This is a genomic window from Caballeronia sp. GAFFF1, assembly GCF_023630705.1.
Lineage (GTDB): Bacteria > Pseudomonadota > Gammaproteobacteria > Burkholderiales > Burkholderiaceae > Caballeronia.
In genome coordinates this window covers 16,518-28,797 of record NZ_JALQEM010000020.1, presented here as the reverse complement: position 1 = coordinate 28,797, position 12,280 = coordinate 16,518, and the positions used below count along the sequence as shown (strand labels likewise).

General features: G+C 66.1%; 11 protein-coding genes. All 11 read left to right on the top strand.

From position 1 onward, the window contains the following. Window positions 1–89: 89 nt before the first annotated feature. Window positions 90–1,505, top strand: a complete 1,416-nt coding sequence (mpl, locus tag NCR37_RS11165; protein ID WP_250473061.1) for a UDP-N-acetylmuramate:L-alanyl-gamma-D-glutamyl-meso-diaminopimelate ligase — start codon at window positions 90–92, stop codon at window positions 1,503–1,505. Then, a complete protein-coding gene (locus NCR37_RS11160; RefSeq protein WP_250473060.1) occupies window positions 1,502–2,101 on the top strand; it encodes a YqiA/YcfP family alpha/beta fold hydrolase in 600 nt (199 codons plus the stop codon). Before mpl ends, NCR37_RS11160 begins: the two co-directional genes overlap by 4 nt. A 59-nt stretch (window positions 2,102–2,160) precedes the next feature. Continuing rightward, on the top strand, window positions 2,161–4,227 hold the full coding sequence (locus NCR37_RS11155; protein WP_250473059.1) for a ribonuclease catalytic domain-containing protein: 2,067 nt from the start codon (window positions 2,161–2,163) through the stop codon (window positions 4,225–4,227). Continuing rightward, on the top strand, window positions 4,224–5,081 hold the full coding sequence (gene aroE, locus NCR37_RS11150) for a shikimate dehydrogenase (RefSeq protein ID WP_250473058.1): 858 nt from the start codon (window positions 4,224–4,226) through the stop codon (window positions 5,079–5,081). Before NCR37_RS11155 ends, aroE begins: the two co-directional genes overlap by 4 nt. Beyond that, entirely contained in the window at window positions 5,081–5,842 is a 762-nt protein-coding gene (gene mtgA, locus NCR37_RS11145) for a monofunctional biosynthetic peptidoglycan transglycosylase (RefSeq protein ID WP_250473057.1), read from the top strand. The genes aroE and mtgA overlap by 1 nt, the downstream gene beginning before the upstream one ends. Before the next feature lie 335 nt (window positions 5,843–6,177). After that, the gene (locus NCR37_RS11140) at window positions 6,178–7,092 is read left to right on the top strand and encodes an IclR family transcriptional regulator (RefSeq protein WP_250473056.1); all 915 of its coding nucleotides are present in this window, start codon (window positions 6,178–6,180) and stop codon (window positions 7,090–7,092) included. Continuing rightward, entirely contained in the window at window positions 7,089–8,054 is a 966-nt protein-coding gene (locus tag NCR37_RS11135; RefSeq protein WP_250473055.1) for a 2-dehydro-3-deoxygalactonokinase, read from the top strand. The genes NCR37_RS11140 and NCR37_RS11135 overlap by 4 nt, the downstream gene beginning before the upstream one ends. A 39-nt stretch (window positions 8,055–8,093) precedes the next feature. Beyond that, the gene (locus tag NCR37_RS11130) at window positions 8,094–8,771 is read left to right on the top strand and encodes a 2-dehydro-3-deoxy-6-phosphogalactonate aldolase (protein ID WP_250473054.1); all 678 of its coding nucleotides are present in this window, start codon (window positions 8,094–8,096) and stop codon (window positions 8,769–8,771) included. Then, window positions 8,768–9,547, top strand: a complete 780-nt coding sequence (locus tag NCR37_RS11125) for an SDR family oxidoreductase (RefSeq protein ID WP_250473053.1) — start codon at window positions 8,768–8,770, stop codon at window positions 9,545–9,547. The genes NCR37_RS11130 and NCR37_RS11125 overlap by 4 nt, the downstream gene beginning before the upstream one ends. Before the next feature lie 130 nt (window positions 9,548–9,677). After that, window positions 9,678–10,685: an arabinose ABC transporter substrate-binding protein gene (locus NCR37_RS11120; RefSeq protein WP_250473052.1), complete on the top strand. Its 1,008-nt coding sequence runs from the start codon at window positions 9,678–9,680 to the stop codon at window positions 10,683–10,685. Between the two features lie 59 nt (window positions 10,686–10,744). After that, window positions 10,745–12,259 (top strand): L-arabinose ABC transporter ATP-binding protein AraG, encoded by a 1,515-nt coding sequence (gene araG / locus NCR37_RS11115; RefSeq protein WP_250473051.1) that lies wholly within the window; start codon window positions 10,745–10,747, stop codon window positions 12,257–12,259. The last annotated feature ends 21 nt before the right edge of the window (window positions 12,260–12,280 follow it).

The window sequence follows — 12,280 nt, the reverse complement described above, 5'->3', positions numbered from 1 at the left end:
GCCTCCGGGCGCACTCCCGCACGGCTTTTATCCGTGGTGCGCCGTTCCAGTTTTCCGCACTCCATCGCCCGCGCGGCGCGACACGCTTTATGCACATCCACATCCTCGGCATCTGCGGCACGTTCATGGGCGGCCTCGCCGTCCTGGCGCGCGAGGCCGGACACAAGGTCACCGGCTGCGACGCCGGCGTCTATCCGCCGATGAGCACCCAGCTCGAAGCACAAGGCATCGAACTGATCGAGGGCTTCGGGGCCGAGCAGATCGAACTCGCGCCGGACCTGTTCGTCGTCGGCAATGTGGTGTCGCGCGGCAATCCGCTCATGGAAGCCATTCTCGACCGCGGCCTGCCGTACACGTCAGGCCCGCAATGGCTCGGCGAGCACGTGCTCGCGGGCAAATGGGTGCTCGCGGTCGCGGGCACGCACGGCAAGACCACGACCAGTTCCATGCTCGCGTGGCTGCTGGAAGACGCCGGCATGAATCCGAGCTTTCTGATCGGCGGCGTGCCCCTGAATTTCGGCATCTCCGCGCGCCTGACCGATTCCAGCTTCTTCGTGATCGAAGCCGACGAGTACGACACCGCCTTCTTCGACAAGCGTTCGAAGTTCGTTCACTACCGCCCGCGCACGGCGGTGCTCAACAATCTGGAATTCGATCACGCCGATATCTTCCCGGATCTCGCGGCTATCGAGACGCAGTTTCATCACCTCGTTCGCACGGTGCCGGGCGTGGGCCGCATTGTCACGAACGGGCGCGAGGCGGCGCTCGAGCGCGTGCTGTCGCGCGGCTGCTGGTCGGGCGTCGAGCGCTTCGGCGTGGAGGGCGGCTGGCAGGCGCTGCCCGCCGAGGACGGTGCGACGGTCGACGAACAGTTCGCTGTCTACTGGCACGGCGAGCGGCAGGGCGTGGTCGACTGGCAAGTGCAGGGCGAGCACAATCGCATGAACGCGCTCGCGGCCATTGCGGCGGCGCGCTCGGTCGGCGTGCCGGCGGCGCAGGCGGCGAAGTCGCTTGCGAGCTTTCGCAACGTGAAGCGGCGCATGGAAGTGAAGGGCAGCGTCGACGGCGTCACGGTCTACGACGACTTCGCGCACCATCCAACCGCCATCGAAACGACGGTGGCGGGATTGCGCACGCGCATCGGCGATTCGGGCCACGCGCGCATTCTCGCCGTGCTCGAACCGCGCTCGAACACCATGAAGCTCGGCACGATGAAGGCCCAATTGCCTGCGAGCCTCGCCGGCGCGGACCTCGTCTTCGGCTACGGCGCGCGCGAAGGCCGCGACAAGCTCGGCTGGAATCTGGCGGAGGCGCTGTCCCCGCTCGGCGACAAGGCGCACGCCTTCGACCAAATCGAACCGCTCGTCAAGGCGGTCACCGCCGCCGCGCGCCCCGGCGATCACGTGCTCGTCATGAGCAACGGCGGTTTCGGCGGCGTGCACCAGAAACTGCTGGACGCGCTTTCCGCGCGCGAGTCCGGCACCACGACACGAGGCCCCGCGTGATCCTCTACCTGCACGGCTTTCGCTCGTCTCCCCAATCGTTCAAGGCGCGCGCCATGCGCGCGCGCCTCGCGGAACTTGGCCGGTTGAGCGAATGGCAGTGCCCGGTGTTGCCCGTTTCTCCGTGCGACGCCATCGCGCTGGCGGAATCCATCGCGAGCACGGCGGCGTCGGACGATGTCACCGTCGTCGGGAGTTCGCTCGGCGGCTATTACGCGACGTATCTCGCCGAAAAGCACGGCTGGCGCGCGGTGTTGCTCAATCCCGCCGTGGTGCCGCAATCGGACCTGAGCGCGTACCTGGGCGAACAGCCGTTGTGGCACGGCGGCGGCAGCATCACCGTGTTGCCGCGCCATCTGGACGAACTGCGCGCGCTCGCCGTCGATGCCATCACGCGGCCCGAGCGGTACTTTCTGATTGCCGCGACCGGCGACGAAGTGATCGACTACCGCACCATGCTCGCGCGCTATCCCGGCGTGCGCACCACGTTGATTCAGGGCAGCAACCACGCGATCAGCGACTTCGCGGACTATCTCGGCGACGTGCTCGCGTTCTGCGATCAGTCGCCGCGCGCGGCCGTCGCGCCCGCGGCGGCATGACGCCTCATTCATCCACCGGCGCATGCCGCGTCCGGTCCACCGTCTTACGAGAGTATTGAGTGAACGTTTTCTTCGAGGAATCGGGTAGTTTCAAGGCCGGCTCGGTCTTGTCGAAACAAGGCGACGCGTTCCAGGTCGAGTTGCCGGGCGGACGCCGCGCAAAAGTGCGCGCGAAAGACGTGCTGATCGAATTCGAAAAGCCTGCCGCCGCCGATCTGATGCAGGAAGCCGACGCCATCGCGCAGGACATCGACCTCGATTTCCTGTGGGAATGCGCGCCCGAGGAAGAGTTTCCGTTCGCCGCGCTCGGCGCGGACTATTTCGGCGACAAGTTCGGTCCGAGCGAGCGCGCCGCGCTCGTGCTGCGCATGCACGGCGCGCCGGTGTACTTCCGTCGCAAGGGGCGCGGGCAGTATCAGCGCGCGCCGCAGGAGCAGTTGCAAATGGCGCTCGCGTCGCTGGAGCGCAAGCGCCAGCAGGCGCTCGTGCAGGCGGGCTACGAAGAAGAACTGAAGGCGGGCAAGCTGCCCGAGGCGCTGAAGGACAAGGCCATCGGCCTTCTGACGAAGCCAGACAAGAATTCCATCGAATACAAGGCGCTCGAAGCGGCGGCGGCCGCGCGCGGCATTTCGCAGGCGCGGCTCATGCTCGAATGCGGCGGCATTGCGTCCGCGCGTCAATTGCACGAAGCGCGCTTCCTCGCCGAATACTTTCCGCACGGCGTCGGCTTCCCTTCCGTGCAGCCCGCGCCGCTGCCCGAAGATTTGCCTGAAGCGGACGTCGAAGCGTTTTCCATCGATGACGTGACGACCACCGAAATCGACGATGCCTTCTCCGTGCAGCATCTGGCGGACGGGCGCGTGCGCATCGGCGTGCATATCGCGGCGCCGGCGCTCGGCATCGCGCGCGGCGACACCATCGATTCGATCGCGCGCAGCCGTCTTTCGACGGTCTACATGCCCGGCGACAAGATCACGATGCTGCCCGACAACGTCGTCGAGGTCTTCACGCTCGGCGAGGGCGGACTGCGGCCGGCGCTGTCGCTGTACATCATCGTGAATCGCGAGACGCAGGAAATCGTCGCAAGCGAAACGCGCGCCGAGCGCGTGTTCATCAAGTCGAATCTGCGCCACAACCATCTCGACGAGCACGTGACCGAAGAAAGCCTCGCCGCCGGCACGGGCGATTATCCGCACAAGGAAGACATCGCCGTGCTGTGGCCGCTCGCGCAGGCGCTCTTCGAGAAGCGCCAGCAAGCACGCGCGACGTACGGTCTCAAGCGCGAAGTGCAGCGCAACAACGACTTCAATTTCTATGTCGAAGGCGAGCACGTCACCATCACGCCGCGCCGCCGCGGATCGCCGCTGGACCTGATCGTGGCCGAACTCGCGATTCTCGCGAATTCGTCGTGGGGCGCGTTCCTCAACGATCACGGCGTGCCGGGCATCTACCGTTCGCAGCGCGGCTTCGGCGGTCCCGGCCCCAAGCGCACGCGCATGCAGACGACGCCCGCGCCGCACGAGGGCCTGGGCGTCGCGCAATATGCGTGGAGCACGTCGCCGCTGCGCCGCTACGTCGATCTGGTCAATCAGTGGCAACTGCTCGCGTGCGTGCAGCACGGCGTGACCGCGAAGCTCGCCGCGCCGTTCAAGCCGAAGGACGCGGACCTGTTCGCCGTCGTGCAGGGCTTCGACGATACGTACACCGCTTACGCCGATCATCAGCGCCGCATGGAGTACTTCTGGTGTCTGCGCTGGCTGAAGCAGGAGAACAAGCGGCAGGTTCCGGCGTCGGTGGTGAAGGACGATCTCGTGCGCTTCGAGGAGATTCCGCTGATCCTGCACGTGCCCGGCCTGGGCGTGCATGCGCGCGGCACGCGGGTCATGCTCGAAGTCGTGTCGATCGATGAACTCACCGTCGAAGCGTCGTGCCGTCTGCTGCACGTGATCGACGCGCCGTCCGCAGCCGCGCCCGTCGAAGAAGACGAAGCCGAGGAAGAAATCATCGAAGCCGACGACCTGAGCGCCGAGAGCGAAGCCGAAGCGCAGGCGGAGGCATCGGCGGACACGTCGGCAGAAGCACCGGCCGATGCGTCGGCGCAGCCTTCGCAGGAGCCGAACGCATGAACGCGCCGCAGCCGCGCGACCGGTACGCGGTGATCGGCAATCCGGTCGAGCACAGCAAGTCGCCGTGGATTCACGCGCGCTTCGCGGAACAGACCGGCGAAGCGGTCGAATACGGGCGCATTCTCGGGCCGCTCGGCGGCTTCGAGCATGAAGTCAAAGCGTTCATGGCGTCGGGCGGACGTGGCATGAACGTGACGGTGCCGTTCAAGCTCGACGCGCACGCGTTCGCCGACTCCCTGTCGCCGCGCGCGGCGGCAGCCGGCGCCGTCAACACGCTGTCGTTCACGGAAGACGGCGTGCGCGGCGACAACACCGACGGCGTCGGCCTCGTGCGCGACATCGAGGCGAATCTCGGCGTGAGTCTGGAAGGCGCGCGCGTGCTGCTGCTCGGCGCGGGCGGCGCGGCGCGCGGCGTCGTCTTGCCGATCTTCGACCGGCGGCCGGCTTCGCTCGTCATCGTCAATCGCACGGCGGCGAAGGCGCAGCAACTCGTCGGTCAGTTCGCGCAGGCCGCGCAGGAGGCGAACGTGCGCCTGTCGGGCGGCGGCGCCCACAGCATCGAGAAGACGCGCTACGACGTGATCGTGAACGCGACCGCCGGCAGCCTCGACGCCGCGCTGCCCGAATGCGACGACGCCGCTTTCGGCGCGGCCACGCTCGCCTACGACATGATGTACGGCCCCAAGCCGACGGTCTTCATGCAGCACGCGGAGCGTCTGGGCGCGCGCGCGGCCGACGGCCTCGGCATGCTGGTCGAACAGGCCGCCGAATCGTTCTTCATCTGGCGCGGCGTGCGCCCGGACGGCGGCGCGGTGCTGCGCGAACTGCGTCAGACACTGACGGCAAAAGCCTGATGACCACCGCGCCCGGCCACAGCCGCACGTCGCCGAGCGACCGGCCCACGCGTCGCGCGGTGCGGCTCGGTCCCGCGCGATGGATCGCGTACGGCGTATCCGTGTTCTTCATCGCGATTCTCGCGACCCAGCTCTACTTCTTCCTTCAAATCGGCGTGTGGACCGTGACGAATCCCGGCTCGACCGCCTTTATGCGGGCGGATGCGTGGACGCTCGCGAAGACGCATCCCGGCATCGCGCTGCAACGCACGTGGGTGCCGTACGACCAGATTTCGCGCAATCTGAAGCGCGCGATCATCGCGTCGGAAGATGCGAACTTCGTCAATAACAACGGCTACGAAACCGACGCCATTCTGCAGGCGTGGGAGAAGAACAAGTCGCGCGGAAAGATCGTCGCCGGCGGCTCGACCATTTCGCAGCAACTCGCGCGCAATCTGTTTCTGTCGCGCGAGAAGAGCTATGTCCGCAAGGCGCAGGAGTTGGTGATTACCTGGATGCTCGAATTCTGGTGGACCAAGGAGCGCATCTTCGAGGTGTATTTGAATTCGGTCGAGTGGGGCAACGGCGTCTACGGCGCGGAAGCGGCGGCGCGCTATTACTACAAGACGTCGGCGGCCAAGTTGACGGCGGGACAGAGCGCGCGCCTCGCCGTGATGCTGCCGCGTCCGAAGTACTTCGACGATCATCGCAATTCGGCGTATCTGACGATGCGAGCGCGTGTCATCGCGCGGCGAATGGGCGCGGCCGAACTGCCGGAATAGGATTTAGCTGGCATCGCTAAACTCGATAAAGCCCTGATCCGTCAGGGCTTTTTTGTTCGCGTGTCGCTTTCAGTTGTCAGCTTATCTCCCATTATGTGAACAGCGCGGCCACATATTGAAGATTTGAGATAGCCGGAACTACAATCCGTCCAAGCCTTCGACGACACCGTCAGAAGGCACTGCGCAGGCCAAGACGCCTCGCGCCAACAAGAACAAAACCGGAGACACGTCATGCACTCGATCGCCTGCCCGCGCTCGCGGGTCGCGCCGCACGATTCATCCGCCTCACGCGAAATGCGCGCGCCGTCTTGCGCGCTCATCGAGGGGTGATCGACATGACGAAGCTCCAGCATGCCGATACGGACAACGGCGTAGCCGCCAACGACGCCCGCGCGCGGGAAACCGGCCGCCGCGACGCCGACGCCATTGCGCTGCCGAGCGCGCTCGTCGATGTCACGCCGCAGCAGGCCGGCACGCAGACACTGTTGCGCGGCCTTGCGATTCTCGAAGCGGCCGCGAACGGCGCACGCGATCTGCGCTCGTTCAGCGCGGCGCTCGGCACGACGCGCAGCACCACGCACCGGCTCGTGAGTTCGCTCGTGCAGGCGCGTTATCTGCGGCAAGTGCAGGGCGGCTATCTGCTCGGGCCGAAGCTGATCGAACTCGGCACCATCGCGCTCGAACAGATGCCGCTCACGGCGGTCGCGCGTCCGCATCTTCAGGCGCTCGCGCAGCATACGCACGACACGATTCACCTGGGCGTGCGCGACGGCGACGACGTGCTCTATATCGACAAGATCCCCGGCACGCGCGGGCTCGAAATGCGTTCGCGCGTCGGGCATCGCATGCCGCTCGCATCGACGGGCATCGGCAAGGCGATGATGCTCGACCTCGAAGCCAATGCGTGGAAGAAGCTGCTCGACGCGTCGCACCGGGCGCTCGCCCGCACGAGCTTCAAGCCGGAGAACCGCCCGGACGTCGATACGTTTCTTCAGCGCATGACGCGCTATTCGCAAGGCGGTTACACGTTCGACCTCGAAGAGAACGAGGCGTCGATTCGCTGCGTCGCCGCGCCCGTGCGCGATGCGTCGGGCGCGATCGTCGCGGCGCTTTCTGTCGCGAGCACCATTCCTTATATGCCGGACGAACGCATGGAAGAACTGATTCCGGTCGTGCAGCGCGAAGCGCGCTCGATCTCCGAAGAACTCGGCTGGCGCGCGCCGCAGGCCAATCGCAGGATCAAGCGATGACCGCGCCCGCTCTCATTGCGCTCGACTGGGGCACCACGTCCCTGCGCGCCTATCTGCTCGGCGACGACGCCACGGCGCTCGACACCCGCGCGTCGTCGGCAGGCATCATGAAGCTGCCCGCCGGCGGCTTCGACGAGGCGTTCGAGGAAACCTGCGGCGCGTGGCTCGACGCGCATCCGCGCTTGCCCGTGATCGCGGCGGGCATGATCGGCAGCGCGCAGGGCTGGATCGAAGCGCCGTATGTCGATACGCCCGCCGACGCGAACGCGCTCGTCGCGGGCATCGTCACGGTGACGGCGGCGCGCGGCGTGACCGTGCGCGTGGTGCCGGGCGTGCTCGAACGCGGCGTGCTGCCGAACGTGATGCGCGGCGAGGAAACGCAGATCGTCGGCGCGCTTTCCGCCGACGCGTCGCTGTCCGCGCCGGGCGGCGCGCTGATCGGCCTGCCGGGCACGCATGCGAAATGGGCGTTCGTCGAAGACGGCCGCATCGAGCGTTTCTACACGTTCATGACCGGCGAGACGTTCAGCGCGCTGCGCGACCACACGATTCTCGGCCGCACGATGCAGCACGGCGCGGCGCCCGATGCAGCGGCGTTCATTCGCGGTGTCGATACTGCGCGCGATGCCGGTCATCCCGGCCTGCTCGCGACCATTTTCAGCACGCGTACGCTGGGACTCACAGGGCAACTGACGCCCGAACAGCAGCCGGATTACTTGTCGGGACTGCTGATCGGCCACGAGCTGCGCGGACTGAACGAAGTGCTGGCGCGGGATGCGTCGTCGCTCGCGGGCAGGACGCTGCGGCTGATCGGCAACGATGCGCTCTGCGACCGCTACCGCGCCGCGCTCGCGCGTTTCGACTGCCAGGACGCGCAGACGGTCGCGCACGCCACCGAACACGGTTTGTATCGAATCGCCGCGCAAGCCGGGCTCGTGAATGCGCCCGCGAGTGCCGCCTGACGCAACGCATACGGACCCGAACACGCAAGGAGCAAGACGATGCAACCTCACATCAACCTGCCGGGGCCGTACGAGATGCACGCCGGTCTCGCGAAGGCGTTCTTCCAGTGTCCGCTGATCGCGATCCTGCGCGGCGTCACGCCCGCCGATGCCGCCGAGCACGGCCGCGCGCTCTACGAAGCCGGCTTTCGCATCGTCGAGGTGCCGCTCAATTCGCCGCAGCCGTTCGACAGCATCGCCGCGATCCGGCAGGCGCTGCCGGACGACGCCATCGTCGGGGCGGGCACCGTGCTGCATCCGAGCTACGTCGATAACGTGAAGGACGCGGGCGGCGACCTGATCGTGATGCCGCACAGCGACAGCGATGTCGTGCGGGCCGCGAAGGCGCACGGACTCGCGTGCGCGCCGGGCGTCGCCACGCCGAACGAAGGCTTTCTCGCGCTAAAGAATGGCGCGGACGTGCTGAAAATGTTCCCCGCCGAGCAACTCGGCCCGACGATCGTGAAGGCGTGGCGCGCGGTCATCGCGAAGGAAGTGCCGCTCGTGCCGGTCGGCGGCATCGCGCCGGACAACATGGGGCCGTTCCTGACAGCGGGCGCGAACGGCTTCGGCCTCGGCTCCGCGCTCTACAAGCCCGGACAAAGCGTGAGCGTCACGGCATCGCACGCGAAGGCGTTCGTGGATGGACTCGCCATCGCGAAAGGTGAGAAGCGATGAACCGGCTGGCCGGCAAAGTCGCGATGGTCACGGGCGCGGGCCGCGGCATCGGCGCGGCGATCGCGCTGGCGTTCGCGCGCGAAGGCGCGGCGGTGGCGCTCGCGGAACTGGACATCGAGACAGCGCGCGAGACGGCGAAGCGCATCGCCGACGAAACGCAGTCCGAGCGCGTCATGGCGGTACAGACCGACGTGACGCAAAGCGCGTCGGTGAAAGACGCCGTCGCGCAAACGGAAGCACGCCTCGGCGCGCTCGACGTGCTCGTGAACAACGCCGGCATCAACGTGTTCTGCGACCCGCTCACCATGACCGACGACGACTGGCGGCGCTGCTTCGCCGTCGATCTCGACGGTGTGTGGAACGGCTGCCGCGCGGTGCTGCCCGGCATGGTGGAACGCGGCCGGGGCAGCATCGTGAATATCGCCTCGACGCACAGCTTCAAAATCATCCCGGGCTGCTTTCCGTATCCGGTCGCCAAGCACGGCGTAATTGGGCTGACGCGCGCGCTCGGCATCGAATACGCGCCGAACAACGTGCGCGTGAATGCCATCGCGCCGGGATACGTCGAAACGCAATTGACGCTGGACTGGTGGGACTCGCAAGCCGATCCGAAAGCAGCGCGGCAGGCGACGCTCGATCTCCAGCCGATGAAGCGCATCGGCAAGCCGCAGGAAGTCGCGATGACGGCGGTGTTCCTCGCATCGGACGAAGCGCCTTTCATCAACGCAAGCTGCATCACCGTCGATGGCGGACGTAGCGCGCTGTACCACGACTGAAGACGCACGGATCAAAAGAAATGACGCACTGGCCGCGGTGCGGCATCCACGCAGAAAGACACGCGGCCACACGCTTTTTACCGCCCGCACGCGGGTATTTTGAGACAACGGAAAAAGTCGGGAGACAAAAATGAAACGCAGAGTGTTCCTCACGCTGATCGCAGCCGCTACGGCCACGAGCGCCACGATGATCGCCGCGCCCGTCGCGCAGGCCGCCGACGACATCAAGATCGGCTTTCTCGTGAAGCAGCCGGAAGAGCCGTGGTTCCAGGACGAATGGAAGTTCGCCGAGACCGCCGCCAAGGAGAAGGGCTTCACGCTCGTGAAGATCGGCGCGCCGTCGGGCGAAAAGGTGATGAGCGCGATCGACAACCTCGCCGCGCAGAAGGCGCAGGGCTTCATCATCTGCACGCCGGACGTGAAGCTCGGGCCGGGCATCGTCGCGAAGGCGAAGGCCGACAAGCTGAAGATGATGACGGTGGATGACCGCCTCGTCGATGGTTCCGGCAAGCCGATCGAGTCGGTGCCGCACATGGGCATTTCGGCCTACAACATCGGCAAGCAGGTGGGCGACGGCATCGCCGCCGAAATCAAGAAGCGCGGCTGGGACATGAAGGATGTCGGTGCAATCGACGTCACCTACGAACAATTGCCGACCGCGCACGACCGCACGAGCGGCGCGACCGACGCGCTTCTCGCCGCCGGTTTCCCGAAGGCGAACATCATCGCCGCGCCGCAAGCGAAGACCGACACGGAGAATGCGTTCAACGCGGCGAACATCGCGCTCACGAAGAACCCGCAGTTCAAGCACTGGGTCGCCTACGGCCTGAACGACGAAGCGGTGCTCGGCGCGGTGCGCGCGGCGGAAGGCCGCGGCTTCAAGGCGGACAACATGATCGGCATCGGCATCGGCGGCTCGGATTCGGCGCTGAACGAGTTCAAGAAGCCGAACCCGACGGGCTTCTACGGCACCGTCATCATCAGCCCGAAGCGCCACGGCGAAGAGACATCCGAACTGATGTACGCGTGGATCAAGGACGGCAAGGCGCCGCCGCCGCTCACGCTCACGACGGGCATGCTCGCCACGCGTGAAAACGTGTCGTCGGTGCGTCAGCAAATGGGCCTGGCGTCGAACTAAATCCATTGAAGCAGGGCGGGCCGCATGACCGTGCGGCTCGCGGAGAACAAGGAGGCGATGTGTCAGCGACGCTGCGTTTTGACAATATCGGCAAGGTGTTTCCAGGCGTGCGCGCGCTCGACGGCGTGTCGTTCGACGTCAACGCCGGCGAAGTTCACGGTCTGATGGGCGAGAACGGCGCGGGCAAATCGACCTTGCTCAAGATTCTCGGCGGCGAGTATCAGCCCGATTCGGGGCGCGTGCTCATCGGCGACAGGGAAGTGCATTTCGGAAGCGCCGCGGCTTCGATTGCGTCGGGTATCGCGGTGATTCATCAGGAATTGCAGTACGTGCCGGACCTGACGGTGTCCGAGAACCTGCTGCTCGGCGCGCTGCCGAACCGGCTCGGCTGGGTGGACAAGCGCGCGGCGAAAAAGCACGTGCGCGAGCGGCTCGCCGCGATGGGCGTCGATCTCGATCCGAACGCGAAACTGCGCAAGCTCTCCATCGCGCAGCGGCAGATGGTGGAAATCTGCAAGGCGCTTCTGCGCAATGCGCGCGTGATCGCGCTCGATGAACCGACTTCGTCGCTCTCGCACCGCGAAACCGACGTGCTGTTCAAGCTCGTGCGCGACCTGAAGGCGGACAAGCGCGCGCTCATCTATATCTCGCACCGCATGGACGAGATCTACGAGCTATGCGACGCCTGCACCATTTTCCGCGACGGCCGCAAGATCGCGTCGCATACGCGGCTCGCCGAAGTGCCGCGCGACACGCTCGTGCAGGAAATGGTCGGCCGCGAAATCTCGGATATCTATAACTATCGCCCGCGCAAACTGGGCGACGTGCGCTTCGCGGTGCAGAACGTGCAGGGGGAAGCGCTTTCCGCGCCGGTGAGCTTCGAGGTGCGGCGCGGCGAGATCGTCGGATTCTTCGGCTTGGTCGGCGCGGGACGCAGCGAACTCATGCATCTGATCTACGGCGCGGACAAGAAGAAGGAAGGCACGATCCAGCTCGACGGCCAGCCGATCAAGATTCGCAGCACCGGCGAAGCGATTCGCCACGGCATCGTGCTGTGCCCGGAAGATCGGAAGGAAGAGGGCATCGTCGCGATGGCGACCGTCGCGGAGAACATCAACATTTCGTGCCGCCGTCATTATCTGCGCGCGGGGTTGTTCCTCGACCGCAAGAAGGAAGCCGAGACGGCGGACCGCTTCATCCAGCTTCTGAAGATCAAGACGCCGAGCCGCCGGCAGCGCATCCGCTTTCTGTCGGGCGGCAATCAGCAGAAGGCGATTCTCTCGCGCTGGCTCGCGGAGCCGGATCTCAAGGTCGTGATTCTGGACGAACCGACGCGCGGCATCGACGTCGGCGCGAAGCACGAAATCTACAACGTGATCTATCAGCTCGCGGAGCGCGGCTGCGCGATCGTGATGATTTCGTCGGAATTGCCCGAAGTGCTGGGCGTATCCGATCGCATCGTCGTGATGCGGCAAGGGCGCGTCGCGGGCGAATTGCCGCGCGGGCAGGCGAACGAACAGTCGGTGTTGAGCCTCGCGCTGCCGCAATCCGAGACGGTCGCCGAGGCCGCTTAAGGACGAAGCGGACGAAGAAAG